Here is a 16,560-nt window from a genome sequence, read left to right on the forward strand (position 1 = left end):
GGCTTCATCGGTAGGATTGTCGCCAACTGATCGCCTAGTTGCGGTCCTCACTTGGAGAGCACTGACATGAAACTGCTGCACATCGATTCGAGCATCCTCGGCGACAACTCCGCTTCCCGCCAATTGAGCCGTGAAGTGGTTGAAGCCTGGAAAGCTGCCGAGCCAAGCATCACGGTGACCTACCGTGATCTGGCCGCTGATGCCATCAGCCATTTTTCCGCCCAGACGCTGGTTGCCGCCGGTACCAGCGCCGAATTGCGCGACGCCGCTCTCAAGTACGAAGCCGACCTGAGCGCTGAGACGATGGCAGAATTCCAAGCGGCGGACGCGCTGGTTATCGCAGCCCCCATGTACAACTTCAGCATTCCGACCCAACTCAAGGCCTGGATCGACCGCATTGCCGTGGCTGGCCAGACGTTCCGCTACACCGAAGCCGGGTTCGAAGGGCTGTGCGGCGGCAAGAAACTGGTGATCGTTTCCACCGCGGGCGGCTTGCATGCCGGCCAGCCGAGTGGCGCAGGCCATGAGGATTACCTGAACGTGATGTTCGGTTTCCTGGGCATCACCGATATCGAATTCGTTCGTGCAGAGGGGCTCGCCAAGGGTGACGACATGCGTTCCAAAGGCATGAACGAAGCCCAGGCGCAGATCGGCGAACAGTTCGCCGCTGCGTAAGGCTTGCGTAAAGGCGCCGAGCGATTCGGGCAACCTTCGTGAAACCCTGCATTCTCGTCGTCATTGGAGGGCTAGGATGCAGGGTTTTACTGCATTCGGCGCCGGGCTTTATGGCGCAGGTCATGACGGCCAAGACGGCGATCGACGGGGCCTTCCCGTACGCGGGTGCAGGTGGACGATTTGATCTGGAGCGAGGTGTCGAGTGGTGGGGCAGAGGCGCTTTTGGTCACTTTTGGATGGTCCGGCTCCCGGCTCTTCCCAAAGTGACCCGTCGCATGGGCGCAACCCTGAGCCGCCGTTACCGCAGCAACGGAGATACACGCCAAAGCAAGTCAATCCCGAGCCTTTTCAAAAAAACGGCACCTGCTCTTGGAAAAAAGGAGGTGCCGCTTTTGGAGCCTAGGTGAACGGTATAGCCACATGAAGTGGACTTAAGAGGCAAACCGCCGCAGCCCCACTGGTGGTACGAAGGCTTCCAGTTCGGCCTCTACCGCCTCGATTATTCGTTCAACATCCGGGGCATTCATCACGGTCGCGCAGGGGATACCGGCAATGGCGATCATGGTCTCGCCGCTGGCGCGGTCAAACAACCGGGCAACCATGCTGCCAGGCGCATCCATGCTCGCTTCGAATCCCATGGGATGGAAGTGCCAGCGCATCAACTGGCAAGCGTTGGGGAACGTAACCTTGCTGAAAGATCCTTTATTCATGTTGCCCGCCTTCTTCAATCGAGCGCTTCCTTTTGCTCATGTCAGGAAGGAAGAGCCTTCATGGCTCTACCAGTGAGAACTAAAAATAGCACCTGCAAATGAAACTCATGCGGGTTTTTTCAGTCCGTTTTGCGATTGGTTCACTTTTTTTGATCTGGATCACGACTTAAGCGGTAATGTCCAGAATGCCATCACGCTTGACTGGGGTTGTCCTGGGGCTTGGGCGATGCCTCTGGCTCGCGGCCTTTCCAGGTGATGAGCAGGGCCAGGGTCACCATCGCCAAGGCGACGGCGAAGGTGATGTGCAGGCCGTTCGTCACGGCCGCAGGGCTGGCACGGGTGATGTCATTCGTCGCCACCGTCGCCGCAAACACCGCGCCGAGCAGGGAGGCGCCGGTGAAGAAACCCAGGTTGCGCGACAGGTTGAGCAGCCCGGCGATGACACCTCGCCTTTGAGCCGCTACATCGGCCATGACTGCCGTGTTGTTGGCCGTCTGGAAGAACGCGTAGCCGAGGGTCGTTACCACGATCGCTGTGAGGTAGCCGACGGTGCCAAGGGCAGGGGGAACCAGTGACAGCATCAGGCAGCCGAGGACCATGGTGGCCAGGCCGGCGAGCCGCATGGGCTGCACACCGAAGCGATCCGTCAGGCGTCCGGCAGGCACTCCGGCCAGCGCCGCCACCGACGGCCCTGCGGCCAGCGCCAACCCTACGAAGGCCGCCGGCAGTCCGAGGGTGATGGACAAGTAAAACGGCCCCACCAGCAGCGTCGCCATCATGACCGTCGCGACCAGGGCGCTCGTCGCCAGGCCTGATACCAATGATTTGTCGCGAAACACTGTCAAGGGCATCAGCGGCGATGCGGCCCGGGACTGGGCCCGGATGAACAGTCCGCCACCCACAAGCGCGATCAGCAGCAGTGCAATGTTCAATCCGCCAAAGCTCCCGCGACCGGAGGTCATGGCCAAGGCATAGGCGGCGAGCGTCATTGCCAACAGCAATGTACCGGTTACATCGAAGTGGGCTCCTTCGGGCTTCGGCGGCACTTCACGCACGGGTAGTGAGTACCACGCCAGCCCTAGCGTCAGCAGGCCGAGGGGGATGTTGACCAGGAACAAGGCCGGCCAACCGAACCCGCTGATCAACATGCCGCCAAAGGACGGTCCAAGGGCTGTGCCCACTGCCGACAGCGTTGCCAGCAGCCCCATGGTGCTACCGGTTTTTTCCTGAACGACCGTTTCGCCAACCAGTGCCAGGGTCAGCGTCATCATGACGGCAGCCCCCAGGCCTTGCAGCGCCCGACCTGCGACCAGCAGCCAAAACGAAGGCGCCAGGCCGCATACCGCCGATGCCAAGGTGAACAGGGCGATACCCGCCAATAGCAGCTTGCGACGGCCCATCAGGTCTCCCAAGCGGCCGACACTGACAATCAGCGTAGTGATTGCCAGCAGATAGGCCAGCACCACCCATTGGACCTGCTGGAAAGAGGCTCCCAGCGCATGGGCCAGCGTCGGCAGCGCCACCGCAGCCACACTGGCGCCAAGGGAGGCCAGCAGCGTCGAGAGCCCAAGGCTGGTCAGGGCCCAGCGAGGTGAAAGGCGTGGGTGTGCGGGCGCGGTTGCCGGCCGGTTTTGTAGCGTGTTGACGGGTTTCATCGTGTCACCTGTATCCATGGCGCTCGAAACGGAGCTGTCAGAACGTTACGCCTGGGCATAACATGGCGGAAGACGCAGCATTTGCACGTTATAGCTGCAACAAACGCCATCTGTTCGATTCGAGATACCGCTATGTCCTCGCCTGACCTCAATTTGCTCGTCACCCTTGATGTGCTGCTCTCGGAAGGTAGCGTGGCCCGGGCCGCCCGGCGATTGCAGCTCAGCCCGTCGGCCATGAGCCGGGCACTGGCGCGGTTGCGTGAAACCACCGGCGACCCCCTGTTGGTGCGGGCCGGGCGAGGGCTGGTACCGACACCCCGCGCGCTCGAGTTGCGCGAACAGGTCAGCCAGCTGGTGCAACAGGCCCAGGCGGTGCTGCGGCCAGTGACGACCCCGGATCTCGGGCGCTTGAGCCGAACGTTCACGTTGCGCACCCGTGAAGGGTTCGTGGAGAACTTTGCCATTGACCTGATCACTCGCATCCATGAGCAAGCGCCCGGCGTGCGGCTGCGTTTCGTGGAAAAAACTGACCGGGACAGCACGGCGCTTCGTGAAGGCGCCGTGGACCTGGAGACCGCCGTCGTGGACAAGGGCACCAGCCCCGAACTGCGAACCCAGGCGTTGTTCAGCGACCGCTTGATTGGCGTGGTCCGCGCGGGACACCCGCTGAGCCAGGCAGCGGTGAGTGCCGCCGGTTATGCCGCAGGCGGGCATGTGGGTGTGTCGATGCGAGGCCTGGATCATGGTCTCATCGACCAGGCCCTGGCGGCGTTGAATCTGTCGCGGGAAATCGTCACCACCGTGCCAGGTTTTTCCTCGGCGCTGGGGCTGGCCCGCTCCAGTGAACTGATCGCTAGCGTGCCTGAACGCTACACCGCAAGCCTGCGGACGGGCCTGTACAGTTTTGCACTGCCGTTTGCGGTGCCTGGGTTCACGATCGCCATGCTCTGGCATCCGCGAATGGATGCCGACCCTGTGCATCGTTGGCTCCGAGGTTGCCTACGGGAAGTGTGCGCACGTAAAACCGTAGAGGTTTAGTTGATGTCGGTTAATGGCACTTCGCTGGCACTTAGTTGGTGAAAGTGCGACACCGTCCGCAAATTGATAGTTATCGATATTTAATATTTAAATAGAGTTTTGTCCGACAATCCTCAATTCTTGAAGTTGGGTGTTGGCACTAACGAGGCAGAACCCTATTGTTTGTGGGCGTTAAGGGCAGGGCGTGAAATTGAATGAAAAAAAGTGCTAGACGTTTGATTTCCAATTGTGTCAGGTTTCTTACGTCCTCATTGGGCGAGTGATAGGACGATCTCGCCAGAGATTGTCTGTCTGACTAAAACTGTTCCATTTGCAAACAAGGAAGTGTGTTTATGTCGAAACTCAAAAGCAGCGCTATTGATTCTGCAGAACAACTCCTCTGGGCACCGCAATCATTGGCGGCGGCCAGTAATGCGTTCAACCAGATCAATAGTTTCAGCCACCAATACGACCGAGGCGGTAACCTGACCGTCAACGGCAAACCGTCGTACTCTGTCGACGAGGCGGCCACTCAGTTGCTGCGCGACGGCGCGGCTTACCAGGACCGGGACGGCAGCGGCAAGATCGAGCTGACCTACACCTTCCTGACTTCCGCCTCTTCCAGCACCATGTACAAGCATGGGATCAGCGGCTTCAGTCAGTTCAGTGCCCAGCAGAAAGGCCAGGCGGTCCTGGCCATGCAATCCTGGGCGGACGTGGCCAATCTCACCTTCACCGAAAAAGCCAGCGGCGGCGACGGTCACATGACCTTCGGCAACTACAGCGGCGGCCAGGATGGCGCGGCGGCGTTCGCTTATCTGCCGGGGACGGGAGCCGGCTATGACGGGACCTCCTGGTACCTGATCAACAGAAGCTACACCCAGAACAAGAACCCGGAGCTGAACAACTACGGCCGCCAGACCCTGACCCACGAAATCGGTCACAGCCTCGGCCTGGCCCACCCCGGTGACTACAACGCAGGCGAAGGCAGCCCGACCTACGATGACGCCACTTATGGTCAGGACACCCGTGGCTACAGCATCATGAGCTACTGGAGCGAAAGCAATACCAATCAGAACTTCAGTAAGGGCGGCGTTGAAGCCTACGCCTCCGGTCCGCTGATGGATGACATCGCGGCCATCCAGAAACTCTACGGTGCCAACACCACGACCCGTACTGGCGATTCGACCTATGGTTTCAACTCCAACACCGGTCGCGATTTTCTCAGCGCGTCTTCGTCGTCGGACAAAGTGGTGTTTTCGGTGTGGGACGCGGGCGGCCGCGATACCCTGGATTTCTCCGGTTTCACCCAGAACCAGAAAATCAACCTAAATGACGCCTCGTTCTCCGACGTTGGCGGCATGGTAGGCAACGTATCCATCGCCAAGGGGGCCGTCATCGAAAACGCTATCGGCGGCTCGGGCAGCGATTTGCTGATCGGCAACACGGTGGCCAACGAACTCAAGGGCGGCGCGGGCAACGATATCCTTTGGGGCGGCGGCGGTGCAGACAAGCTCTGGGGTGGCTCGGGGGCGGACACGTTCGTGTTCGCCGCCAGTTCCGATTCGCGACCGGGGACGATGGACCAGATCCTCGATTTTGTGAGTGGCCTGGACAAGATCGACCTGACCGGTATCACCCAGGGCGCGGGCCTGCACTTCGTGAGCGCGTTCACCGGTGCGGCGGGCGATGCGGTGTTGTCGACATCGGGTGGCAACAGTCTGCTGTCGGTGGACTTCTCCGGGCATGGCGTGGCTGACTTCCTGGTCGCCACCGTTGGCCAGGCAGCGTTCTCGGATATCGTGGCCTGATGCCAAACCCTGTAGGCGCTGTCGAGCGAAGCGAGGCTGCGATCTTTCCCCAGGCACCTGAGTCTCAAGCGAAAAGATCGCAGCCTCGCTTCGCTCGACAGCGCCTACAGGACCCGGGCCAGGATAAAAAAAGGCGTAGAAAATTCATGCCCAGTAGCGTCCAGGCAACCGCCGGGTTACTCGCTACGCTGATGATGTTTTGTGGAGAAGTCGCCATGGCACGCAGCCTGTTGTTAGCAGAACCCTCGCAGTTGGCCGGTCAGTGGCAGGCCGTTTTGTCGAGCCCGCAGGACAATGCGCAAACCCAGGCGATGCAGGACAAACCGTCGAACAGTTGCCTCGTCGAACTCAAGGCGGACCAGACCCTGGGCGGGCAAACCGATTGCCTGGGTCAATGGTTGGGGGATGAGCCGGTGCGTTGGTTTACCGAACCCGACGGACTTTCCCTGATCGGTAAACAAAACTCCCGAACGCACTTGGGGTTGCATCAGGGAGATCATTATCAGATGACGTTGAAGTCCGGTTTGATACTCAGGCTTGAGCGCAATAAATCCCAGAGTGCTCATTAACGAGTGAGTACCGCTGAGTCTTGATTAGAGTGCGCTTGTTTAAGCAGGCGTGCGTTTCGGTGTGGGCCGAATTGAAAAACAAAGATTGGTAAGTTGAATAACGGTCCGTTCGCGGGTGAAGCCAACAGCAAGGAAGATCATGAATAGGGTAGGGAGCGTTGCGGCGGCGCCGCTGTTTAAAGCGCTGGGCGATTACAAAAATATTCTGATCAGTGTCGGATGTTTTACCGCGCTGATTAATGTCCTGATGCTCGCGCCTTCGATTTATATGCTCCAAGTGTATGACCGCGGGTTGTCATCGCAGAACGAGACCACGCTGGCGATGTTGTCATTGATGGTCGTCGGCTTCTTCGTATTCATCGGGCTGCTGGAAATGGTACGCAGCTTCGTGGTCATCCGCATCGGCAGCCAGTTGGAGAGACGTTTCAATCTCCAGGTCTACAAGGCCGCGTTCGAGCGCAATCTGCGCCAGGGTGAAGGCAATGCCGGGCAATCGCTGGGCGACCTCACGCATATTCGCCAATTCCTCACCGGGCCGGCGTTGTTCGCGTTCTTCGACGCGCCGTGGTTTCCCATCTATCTGCTGGTGATCTACCTGTTTAACGTGTGGCTCGGTGTGTTTGCCTCCGTCGGCACGCTGCTGCTGATCGGCCTGGCCTGCCTGAACGAGGCCATGACCAAAAAAGCCTTGGGGCAGGCCAGCGTCTACTCGCAACAATCCACTCAACTGGCTACCAGCCATTTGCACAACGCCGAGACGATCCAGGCCATGGGCATGCTCGGCGCGCTGCGCAGCCGCTGGTTTGCCGTGCACTCACGGTTTCTCGGCCAGCAGAACCAGGCCAGCGACACCGGTGCGCTAATCAGTTCCCTGAGCAAGACCCTTCGCCTGTGCCTGCAATCGCTGGTGCTGGGCTTGGGGGCACTGCTGGTGATCAAGGGCGACATGAGCGCCGGGATGATGATTGCCGGCTCAATCCTGATGGGACGGGTATTGAGCCCCATCGACCAGTTGATCGCCGTGTGGAAGCAGTGGAGCGGCGCCAAGCTGGCTTACCGTCGTCTCGACGCGCTGTTGCAGGCGTTTGCGCCCCAGGATGACGGCATGACGCTGCCAGCACCCAAGGGCCAGGTAAGCTTCGAACAAGTGAGCGCAGGGCCACCAGGGCAACGCCACGCGACGCTGCAGCAGCTCAGCTTCAGCTTGGCTGCCGGGGAAGTGCTCGGTGTGCTGGGGGCGTCCGGCTCCGGCAAGTCCACCCTGGCCCGAGTCCTGGTGGGTGTGTGGCCGACCCTCGCGGGTACGGTGCGCCTCGACGGGGCCGACATTCATCGCTGGAATCGCGAGCAACTCGGCCCGCACATCGGCTATCTACCCCAGGACATCGAGCTGTTCAGCGGCAGCATTGCCGAGAACATCGCCCGGTTTCGCCAAGCCGATCCGCAAAAAATCGTCGCCGCCGCGCAGCAGGCCGGGGTCCATGAGTTGATCCTGCGCTTGCCCCAGGGTTATGACACGGTGTTGAGGGAGGACGGCGGCGGTTTGTCCGGCGGGCAGAAACAACGGGTTGCGCTGGCCCGTGCGATGTACGACCGGCCGAGCCTGGTGGTGCTCGACGAACCCAACTCCAACCTCGACATGGTTGGCGAAGCGGCGCTCGCCAGTGCCATCGCGCAGATGAAGGCCCAGGGTACCAGCGTCGTGCTGGTCACTCATCGTTCCTCGGCACTGGCCCAGGCCGATAAGTTGCTGGTGCTCGACGAAGGCCGGCTACAAGCCTTCGGCCCCAGCCAGCAAGTGCTGCGGGCGCTTTCCGGCCACTCGGGCTCACAGGACAACGCGTCGCGCAGCTCACCGCCGAACAGTCCCCAGGCGACCCCCAACGGACTGAGCATGAGTCGCCAGTATCAGGCTGCCAGCAAACCGGGTGGCGTATGAGCAAGGAGCGCGACATGAATCTTGAACATTCTCAGGACGTTGAGCACTCGGAGCGCGACGCCCGTTTCTTCACGCGCATGGGCTGGGCACTGGCGCTCGTTGGCGCGGGCAGTTTTTTCACTTGGGCCAGCCTGGCACCGCTGGACCAGGGCATCCCCGTGCAAGGCACCGTGGTGGTTTCAGGCAAGCGCAAGGCGGTGCAATCGATGAGCAGTGGCGTGGTCAGCCGGATCCTGGTGCGCGAAGGCGAAGCGGTGAAGCAGGGCCAGCCGCTGTTCCGCCTGGACCAGACCCAGGCCGCCGCCGATGTGCAATCACTGCAGGCACAGTACCGGATGACCTGGGCGAGCCTGGCGCGCTGGCAAAGCGAGCGGGACAACCTGTTGCAGGTGAGTTTCCCGGCTGAGCTGAGTCGCGATCCCGATCCACGCCTGGCCCTGGTGCTTGAAGGCCAGCGGCAACTGTTCAGCAGCCGCCGCGAAGCCTTCGCCCGGGAGCAGGCGGCGTTGCGCGCCAGCATCGAGGGTGCCACGGCGCAATTGGCGGGCATGCGTCGGGCCCGCGGCGACTTGACCGCCCAGGCCGAATCCCTGCGTCTGCAACTTGGCAACCTGCAACCCTTGGCCGACAACGGCTACATCCCGCGCAACCGCCTGCTGGACTATCAACGCCAGCTGTCGCAAGTGCAGCAGGAATTGGCGCAGAACAGTGGCGAAAGTGGGCGAGTGGAGCAGGGGATCGTCGAGTCGCGCTTGAAGCTGCAGCAGCATCACGAGGAATACCAGAAAGATGTCCGCAGCCAGTTGGCCGACGCCCAGCTCAAGAGCGAAACCCTGCAACAGCAACTGAAATCCGCCGGGTTCGAGCTGCGACACAGCGAAATCCTCGCCACCGCCGATGGCATCGCCGTCAACCTGGGGGTGCATACCGAGGGCGCGGTGGTGCGCCAGGGCGACACTTTGCTGGAAATCGTCCCCCAGGGCACGCGGCTGGAAGTGGAAGGGCATTTGCCGGTGCACCTGATCGACAAGGTCGGCCCGCATTTGCCGGTGGACATCCTGTTTACCGCCTTCAACCAGAACCGTACGCCCAGGGTGGCGGGGCAAGTCAGCTTGATTTCTGCCGATCAGATGCTCGATGAAAAGACCGGTGCACCGTATTACGTCCTGCGCAGCAGCGTCAGCGACGTGGCGATGGACAAGCTCAACGGCTTGGTGATCAAGCCCGGCATGCCGGCCGAGATGTTCGTGCGCACGGGCGAGCGCTCGTTGCTCAACTACCTGTTCAAACCGCTGCTCGACCGAGCCGGCTCTGCGTTAACCGAAGAATAAGGATGTCCGGCGGTATGAAGCGTTTCTATTGGGTGGCCGTGCTGGTCGTTTCCGTGTGCAACAACGCCTGGGCCATGGGGCCCTTCGAGTTCTACGAGCAGGCCTTGCGCAATGACCCGGTCTACCTGGGCGCGATCAAAGAGCGCGATGCGGGCCTGGAAAACCGCATCATTGGCCGCGCCGGGCTGTTGCCGCACCTGGGCTACAACTACAACAAGGGGCGCAACCAATCCAAGGTCACGTACCTCAACGATCGCGGCGCCAGCCAGCATGACGATCGTAACTACAGCAGCTACGGCTCCAGCCTGACGCTGCAACAACCGCTGCTGGACTACGAGGCGTACGCGGCCTACCGCAAAGGCGTGGCCCAGGCGTTGTTCGCCGACGAAAGTTTTCGTGGCAAGAGCCAGGAGTTGTTGGTGCGGGTGCTGAGTCATTACACCCAGGCGCTGTTCGCCCAGGACCAGATCGACATTGCCCAGGCCAAGAAAAAAGCCTTCGAACAACAATTTCACCAGAACGAGCATCTGTTTCGCCAGGGCGAAGGTACGCGCACCGACATCCTCGAGGCGCAGGCCCGCTATGAGTTGGCAATCGCCGAAGAGATCGAGGCGCGCGATGAGCAGGACGCCACCTTGCGCGAGCTGGGCTCGCTGATTGGCGTTCCGGCCCTGGACATCGGCGACCTGGCCCCGCTGCACGACACCTTCCAGACCTTTGCCTTGCAGCCGGCCAGTTTCGACACCTGGCACGAGCTGGCGGTAAGCAACAACCCCAATCTGGCATCCCAGCGCCAAGCGGTCGACGTGGCGCGTTTCGAGGTGGAGCGCAACCGCGCCGGGCACCTGCCCAAGGTCAGCGCCTACGCGACGATGCGCCAGAACGAATCGGAAAGTGGCAACACCTACAACCAGCGCTACGACACCAACACCATCGGCCTGGAAGTCAGTGTGCCGCTGTACGCCGGTGGCGGGGTCTCGGCGTCGATCCGTCAGGCCAGCCGCAACATGGAACAGGCCGAATACGAGCTGGCTGCCAAGACCCGCGAGACGCTGATCGAACTGCGCCGTCAGTTCAGCGCCTGCGTATCCGGGGTGAACAAACTCCGCGCTTATCAGAAGGCCCTGAGCTCCGCCGAGGCGCTGGTGGTCTCGACCCGGCACAGCATCCTGGGCGGCGAGCGGGTCAACCTCGATGCACTCAATGCCGAGCAACAGCTCTACACCACCCGCCGTGACCTGGCCCAGGCCCGTTACGACTACCTCATGGCCTGGACCAAGCTGCATTACTACGCCGGCACCCTCGGCCCGCAGGACCTGGCGAAGGTGGATGAGGCGTTTGTGTCCCAGGCGCCAATTCAATGATCGGCGCGTTGCTTTTGTGGCCAGAGATTGCTCGCGCTGTGCTCTGTAGGCGCTGGCGAAGGCTTGGGCCGTGTTCGGACGATCTTTTGATCTTGACCCTTCGCTCTCGACTCAATGGGCAGTGGAAAGATCGCAGTCTCGTTGCACTCGGCAGCTCCTACAGTCGCGCCCGACTGTACAGCTTCGCTAAATCCCCTCGCCACAGGTGAGTTGTTGTAGCAATCCATAACGCGTTACTAAGGATGGTTCGTGATGAAAGTCGATAACAAAAAACAGCCCGGACAGAACGGCCAGGTGCTTCTGCTCAAGGCCCTCAACCGCGCCGTGCTCTGCGCCCTGGCAACCTTGGGCACGGCTCAGGCGGCGCCTTATGTCGAGAGCGGCAGGGCGGGCAACCCGGACAGCTGGCGCAGCAGCGAATTCAACGCCGAATGGGGGCTGGGGGCAATCGATGCGCAGCAGGCCTACGCTGCCGGGTATACCGGCAAGGGCGTCAAGCTGGGGATCTTTGACCAGCCGGTCTACGCGGCTCACCCGGAATTCTCTGGCACCGGCAAAGTCGTGACCCTGGTCACCAGTGGCCTCCGTGAGTACACCGACCCCTACATTCCGGTGAAGGCCGGTGATGCGTTCCGCTACGACGGTTCACCCACCGTGGGCTCCGATGGCAAGCTGGGTTCCCATGGCACTCATGTCGGCGGGATCGCCGCCGGCAGTCGCGATGGCAGCCCCATGCACGGCGTGGCGTACGATGCGCAGATCATCAGCGCCGACAACGGCGACCCGGGCCCCGAGGACGGCATCATCCTGGGCAACGATGGCGCGGTGTACAAGGCGGGTTGGGACGCGTTGATCGCCAGCGGCGCACGCATCATCAATAACAGCTGGGGCATCGGCATCACCGATCGTTTCGACCAGGGCGGCCGCGATCCGGCGTTCCCGCACTTCACCGTGCAGGACGCGCAACTGCAATTCGACCAGATCAAGCCGTTGCTGGGCACCAAGCCCGGCGGCGCCTACGAGGGCGCTATCGCCGCAGCTCGCAGCGGGATCGTGACGATCTTCGCCGCCGGCAACGACTACAACCTCAATAACCCCGATGCCATCGCGGGCCTGGCGTATTTTGTGCCGGACATCGCGCCGAACTGGCTCACCGTGGCGGCGCTGCAAGTCAACCCCGACACCGCCAGCGCCGATCGGTACACCATCAGCACCTTCTCGTCACGCTGCGGCTACACCGCCAGTTTCTGCGTTTCGGCACCGGGTACCCGGGTCTACAGCGCCGTGATCGGCGGCACCCGTGCCGACGACCTGACCGTCGGCTACGCCAACAAAAGTGGCACCTCCATGGCCGCGCCCCATGTCGCCGGCAGCGTGGCGGTGTTGATGGAGCGTTTCCCGTACATGACCGGCGCCCAGGTCGCCAGCGTGCTGCGCACCACCGCCACGGACATGGGCGCGCCGGGCGTCGATTCGTTGTATGGCTGGGGCATGATCAACCTGGGCAAGGCCATCGACGGCCCGGCGATGCTGGTGACCGAGCAGGACATTCCCGAGGCATTTCGCATCAAGGGCGCTTATGGCACCGGTCAGTTCGTGGCGGACCTGCCGGGTATGGGGGCGATCATCGATGCCGGAAAATCCACGGAGCGGGTGTGCAGTGGCCTCCAATGTGGCCTGGACGTTTGGCGCAACGACATCGCCGGCCACGGCGGGTTGACCAAGGAGGGCATCGGCACCCTGGTGCTCACCGGCGCCAACACCTACAGTGGGCCAACCCTGGTCAATCAAGGACGATTGGCAATCCATGGCTCGCTGGCGTCGGCCGTTACAGTCAACGACGGCGGCACCCTCGGTGGCCACGGGCGCATCGCTAGCCTGACCGCCAACCGCGGCGGTAGCGTGGCGCCAGGTAACTCTATCGGCACGCTGCAAGTGGCCGGCGATGTGACGTTCCAGCCCGGTTCGAACTACGCGGTGGAAGTCTCGCCCACCTCCAGCGACCTGATCGTTGCCGGCGGCAAGGCCTCCATTGACGGGGCGACGGTGTCGCTGTCCCTGGAAAACAGCCCGACGCTGCTCACGGCCGGCGAGGTGAAAAGCCTGCTGGGCAAGCAGTTCAATATCCTCCAGGCCGCCGATGGTATTGACGGGCGTTTTGCTGAAGTCTTGCCCAACTATGCGTTTCTGGGGGGGGACCTGGCGTACAGTGCCAGTGGCATTCAACTGGCGGTCGAGCGTAACAATGCATCTTTTTCCAGCCTCGGCCTGACGCCTAACCAGCGCTCCGTCGCCTCGGCCGCCGAACAACTGGGCGCGGGCAACGGACTCTACGAAGCCTTGCTGCTTTCGCCCAGCGCCGCGGTGGCGCAACAGGCATTCCAGCAACTGTCGGGTGAAATCCATCCGGCCATCGGCACGTTGTTGATCAATGACAGCCGTCAATTGCGCGACGCCGTGGGGGATCGCCTGCGTCAGGACGCACTGTACGACGCCGGTACACCGACCGATGCCAGCAGTAATGCCTGGTTCAAGGTGCTAGGGGCTTGGGGCAAGAGCGATGGCGGACATGCTCATGCCGGTACGACCAGCTCCATCGGCGGGCTGCTGGCCGGTATCGACGGCCTGATCAGCGACCAGACGCGACTGGGCTTCGTCACCGGCTACAGCGACAGTTCGTTGAGCATGGGCGACGGCACCCATTCCTCGGCCAAGGCCGACAGCTATCACCTGGGGGCCTACCTGGGGCATGAAATCGACGCGCTGCGCCTGACCGTCGGCGGCGCCCACAGCTGGCATCGCATCGACGTCAAGCGGGACCTGCAATGGGGTGACGTCAGCGGCCGGGAGAAAACCAAGCGCGATGCCCGGACCACCCAGTTCTTCACCGAAGCGGCGTATCGCCTCGACTTGCAACCGATAGCCCTGGAGCCGTTTGCCAACCTGGCCTATGTACACCTGGACAGCGACAGCTTCCATGAGAAAGGTGACAACGCAGCCCTTCACGCTGGCGACGACCGTCGCGATGCCGTGCTCTCGACCCTGGGCGTGCGAGCTAGCCACACCCTGGCGCTGTCGGAACAACAGCAACTGCAACTGTCCGGCTCCCTCGGCTGGCAGCACAACCTGAGTAGCACCACGTCCGAGCAGAACCTGGCATTGGCCGGCAGCAGTAACACCTTCGCGGTGCAGAGCGTGTCCATGGACCGCAACGCCGCCGTGATCGGTGCCCGTGCCGGGCTCGCGGTTGCCAAGGATGTGCGGGTCAACCTCGATTACAACAGCCTGCTCGGCTCCCGGGCTAAAACCCATGGCGTGGGCCTGACGCTGGATTGGCAGTTCTGACCAAGGGAGCAAATCAACACACACTTCTGTGGCGTATAGCCGCCGTGTAAGAGCTGTGTGGAACTGTGTAGGAGCTGTCGAGTGCAACGAGGCTGCGATCTCTCCCCCGACACTTGAATCTCAAACGAAACATCAAAGATCAAAGATCAAGGATCAAGGATCAAAAGATCGCAGCCTTCGGCAGCGCCTACAGGGCTTGCCCGCTTCCAATATTCCAACAACAAAAGAGAGCAACAACCATGGGTATCTACGACTACAAGAACCTCGGCACCACCGAATCCAAGGCACTGGTCAGCGACGCAATGGCGATCATGCTGTATTCCTACCACAACCTCGACCACGGATTTGCCGCCGGTTACCAGCACAACGGCTTCGGTGCCGGCCTGCCGGCGACCCTGGTGACTGCGCTGCTGGGCGGCACCGACTCCCAAGGGGTGATTCCCGGCGTGCCGTGGAATCCCGATTCGGAAAAACTGGCCCTGGAGGCGGTACAGAAGGCTGGCTGGACGCCCATCAGCGCCGCGCAACTGGGTTACGCCGGCAAGGTGGATGGCCGCGGGACGTTTTTCGGTGAAAAAGCGGGGTACACCACCGCGCAGGTAGAGATCCTCGGCAAGTACGACGCCGAGGGCCACTTGCAGGAAATCGGCGTGTCGTTTCGCGGCACCAGCGGCCCTCGGGAAAACCTGATTAGCGATTCCATTGGCGACGTGATCAACGACCTGATGGCCGCGCTGGGGCCCAAGGACTATGCGAAAAACTACGTCGGCGAAGCCTTTGGCAACCTGCTTGGGGACGTCGCAAAGTTTGCCCAGGCCCATGGCCTGACAGGCAACGACGTGCTGGTCAGCGGCCACAGCCTGGGCGGACTGGCGGTCAACAGCCTGGCGGACTTGAGTGCCAGCCAATGGGCAGGGTTCTATTCCAGTGCCAACTACATCGCCTACGCCTCGCCAACCCAGAGCAGTACCGACAAGGTCCTGAACATCGGTTACGAGAACGATCCGGTGTTCCGTGCCCTGGACGGCTCGACATTCAACCTTGCCTCGGTGGGGGTGCACGATGGGCAACAGGAATCGGCCACCAACAACATCGTCAGCTTCAACGACCACTACGCTTCGACGGCATGGAACGTGTTGCCGTTTTCCATTCTCAACATTCCCACCTGGATTTCCCACCTGCCTACCGGCTATGGCGATGGCATGGGCCGGGTCATGAACTCGGTGTTCTACGGCCTCACCGAAAAAGACTCCACCATCATCGTCGCCAACCTGTCGGACCCTGCGCGCGCCAGTACCTGGGTACAGGACCTCAACCGAAATGCTGAAACCCACACCGGCAGCACGTTCATCATCGGCAGCGACAGCAATGACCTGATCCAGGGCGGCCAGGGTCACGACTACCTGGAAGGCCGTGCTGGTAACGACACCTTTCGCGATGGCGGTGGCTACAACGTGATCGTGGGCGGGCAGGGCAGCAATAGCCTGCAACTGCAGCAGTCGGTGAAGGATTTCAGTTTCGCCCATGACGGGGCCGGGACGCTGTATATGCGCGACGCCCATGGCGCGATAAGCATCACCCGCGACATCGGCACGCTGGTCAGTAAGGAGTCGGGGTTGTTCTGGGGGCTGCTCAAGGATGAGGTGAGCCACAGCGTCACCGCTAATGGCCTGGTGGCCGGCGCCAACCTGACGGCGTATGCCTCTTCGATCAAGGGCAGTGCAGCCAACGACACCCTGGTTGCGGGGGCGAAGGGTGACTGGCTGTTCGGCCAGGACGGCGATGATGTGTTGGTGGGCAGCGCGGGTAACGACACCTTCGTCGGCGGCGCGGGCAATGACCGGATGCAAGCGGGTGGCGGCAGTGACACCTTCCTCTTCAACGGCGCCTTCGGCCAGGACCGGGTCAGCGGTTACGACGCCGGGGACAAGCTGGTGTTCCTCGGCGTGCCGGGCGCCGGGGCAGGTCATGACTACAGCCAGTACCTGTCACAAGTGGGCAATGACACGCTGCTCAAGGTCGGCGCCAGTTCCGTGACCCTGGTGGGCGTTGGTCTCGGTCAGGTTGGTGGAGAAGGGATCGTGTTCGCCTGATATCGCCATCGCGAGCAGGCTCGCGCCCAGAATGGATTACTCGTGTTCACC

General features: G+C 61.7%; 11 protein-coding genes. 9 read left to right on the forward strand and 2 right to left on the reverse strand.

Features of this window, described 5'->3' with window-relative positions; genetic code table 11:
- Window positions 1-66: 66 nt before the first annotated feature.
- Window positions 67-675 (forward strand): FMN-dependent NADH-azoreductase, encoded by a 609-nt coding sequence (locus tag AACY31_RS06855; protein WP_339479334.1) that lies wholly within the window; start codon window positions 67-69, stop codon window positions 673-675.
- A 431-nt stretch (window positions 676-1,106) separates the two neighbouring features.
- On the opposite strand, the gene AACY31_RS06860 is transcribed toward AACY31_RS06855, so the two are convergent.
- Together AACY31_RS06860 and AACY31_RS06865 are read right to left on the reverse strand one after the other, a co-directional pair.
- Window positions 1,107-1,385 (reverse strand): DUF1652 domain-containing protein, encoded by a 279-nt coding sequence (locus AACY31_RS06860; RefSeq protein ID WP_003201764.1) that lies wholly within the window; start codon window positions 1,383-1,385, stop codon window positions 1,107-1,109.
- A 191-nt stretch (window positions 1,386-1,576) separates the two neighbouring features.
- Window positions 1,577-3,040: an MFS transporter gene (locus tag AACY31_RS06865; protein WP_339479335.1), complete on the reverse strand. Its 1,464-nt coding sequence runs from the start codon at window positions 3,038-3,040 to the stop codon at window positions 1,577-1,579.
- 132 nt (window positions 3,041-3,172) lie between these two features.
- On the opposite strand from AACY31_RS06865, the gene AACY31_RS06870 reads away from it, so the two are divergent.
- The 8 genes from AACY31_RS06870 (at window position 3,173) to AACY31_RS06905 (ending at window position 16,509) form a co-directional block, all read left to right on the forward strand.
- Window positions 3,173-4,078: a LysR family transcriptional regulator gene (locus tag AACY31_RS06870; protein ID WP_339504205.1), complete on the forward strand. Its 906-nt coding sequence runs from the start codon at window positions 3,173-3,175 to the stop codon at window positions 4,076-4,078.
- 332 nt (window positions 4,079-4,410) lie between these two features.
- A complete protein-coding gene (locus tag AACY31_RS06875; protein ID WP_339492930.1) occupies window positions 4,411-5,868 on the forward strand; it encodes a serralysin family metalloprotease in 1,458 nt (485 codons plus the stop codon).
- A 146-nt stretch (window positions 5,869-6,014) separates the two neighbouring features.
- The gene (locus AACY31_RS06880) at window positions 6,015-6,437 is read left to right on the forward strand and encodes an AprI/Inh family metalloprotease inhibitor (RefSeq protein ID WP_339479341.1); all 423 of its coding nucleotides are present in this window, start codon (window positions 6,015-6,017) and stop codon (window positions 6,435-6,437) included.
- A 139-nt stretch (window positions 6,438-6,576) separates the two neighbouring features.
- On the forward strand, window positions 6,577-8,376 hold the full coding sequence (locus AACY31_RS06885; protein WP_339479342.1) for a type I secretion system permease/ATPase: 1,800 nt from the start codon (window positions 6,577-6,579) through the stop codon (window positions 8,374-8,376).
- Window positions 8,373-9,707: an HlyD family type I secretion periplasmic adaptor subunit gene (locus AACY31_RS06890; RefSeq protein WP_339479343.1), complete on the forward strand. Its 1,335-nt coding sequence runs from the start codon at window positions 8,373-8,375 to the stop codon at window positions 9,705-9,707. The genes AACY31_RS06885 and AACY31_RS06890 overlap by 4 nt, the downstream gene beginning before the upstream one ends.
- A gap of 14 nt (window positions 9,708-9,721) precedes the next feature.
- Complete coding sequence (locus AACY31_RS06895) at window positions 9,722-11,071, forward strand: TolC family outer membrane protein (RefSeq protein ID WP_339492929.1); 1,350 nt, start codon at window positions 9,722-9,724, stop codon at window positions 11,069-11,071.
- A 252-nt stretch (window positions 11,072-11,323) separates the two neighbouring features.
- Window positions 11,324-14,416: an autotransporter domain-containing protein gene (locus AACY31_RS06900; RefSeq protein WP_339504207.1), complete on the forward strand. Its 3,093-nt coding sequence runs from the start codon at window positions 11,324-11,326 to the stop codon at window positions 14,414-14,416.
- Between the two features lie 239 nt (window positions 14,417-14,655).
- Window positions 14,656-16,509 carry a polyurethane esterase gene (locus AACY31_RS06905; RefSeq protein WP_339479346.1) on the forward strand — a complete coding sequence of 618 codons (1,854 nt, stop codon included), beginning with the start codon at window positions 14,656-14,658 and terminating at the stop codon, window positions 16,507-16,509.
- Window positions 16,510-16,560: the final 51 nt, after the last annotated feature.

It is taken from the genome of Pseudomonas sp. RL_105y_Pfl2_101 (assembly GCF_963970585.1).
In the GTDB taxonomy this organism is placed as follows: Bacteria; Pseudomonadota; Gammaproteobacteria; order Pseudomonadales; family Pseudomonadaceae; genus Aquipseudomonas.

Bases quoted from the DNA above. Each gene is read 5' to 3' on its own strand.
- AACY31_RS06895 (WP_339492929.1), top strand. From the start codon at position 9,722: ATGAAGCGTTTCTATTGGGTGGCCGTGCTGGTCGTTTCCGTGTGCAAC.
- AACY31_RS06865 (WP_339479335.1), bottom strand. From the start codon at position 3,040: ATGAAACCCGTCAACACGCTACAAAACCGGCCGGCAACCGCGCCCGCA.
- AACY31_RS06900 (WP_339504207.1), top strand. From the start codon at position 11,324: ATGAAAGTCGATAACAAAAAACAGCCCGGACAGAACGGCCAGGTGCTT.
- AACY31_RS06885 (WP_339479342.1), top strand. From the start codon at position 6,577: ATGAATAGGGTAGGGAGCGTTGCGGCGGCGCCGCTGTTTAAAGCGCTG.
- AACY31_RS06855 (WP_339479334.1), top strand. From the start codon at position 67: ATGAAACTGCTGCACATCGATTCGAGCATCCTCGGCGACAACTCCGCT.
- AACY31_RS06860 (WP_003201764.1), bottom strand. From the start codon at position 1,385: ATGAATAAAGGATCTTTCAGCAAGGTTACGTTCCCCAACGCTTGCCAG.
- AACY31_RS06890 (WP_339479343.1), top strand. From the start codon at position 8,373: ATGAGCAAGGAGCGCGACATGAATCTTGAACATTCTCAGGACGTTGAG.
- AACY31_RS06905 (WP_339479346.1), top strand. From the start codon at position 14,656: ATGGGTATCTACGACTACAAGAACCTCGGCACCACCGAATCCAAGGCA.
- AACY31_RS06870 (WP_339504205.1), top strand. From the start codon at position 3,173: ATGTCCTCGCCTGACCTCAATTTGCTCGTCACCCTTGATGTGCTGCTC.
- AACY31_RS06880 (WP_339479341.1), top strand. From the start codon at position 6,015: ATGCCCAGTAGCGTCCAGGCAACCGCCGGGTTACTCGCTACGCTGATG.
- AACY31_RS06875 (WP_339492930.1), top strand. From the start codon at position 4,411: ATGTCGAAACTCAAAAGCAGCGCTATTGATTCTGCAGAACAACTCCTC.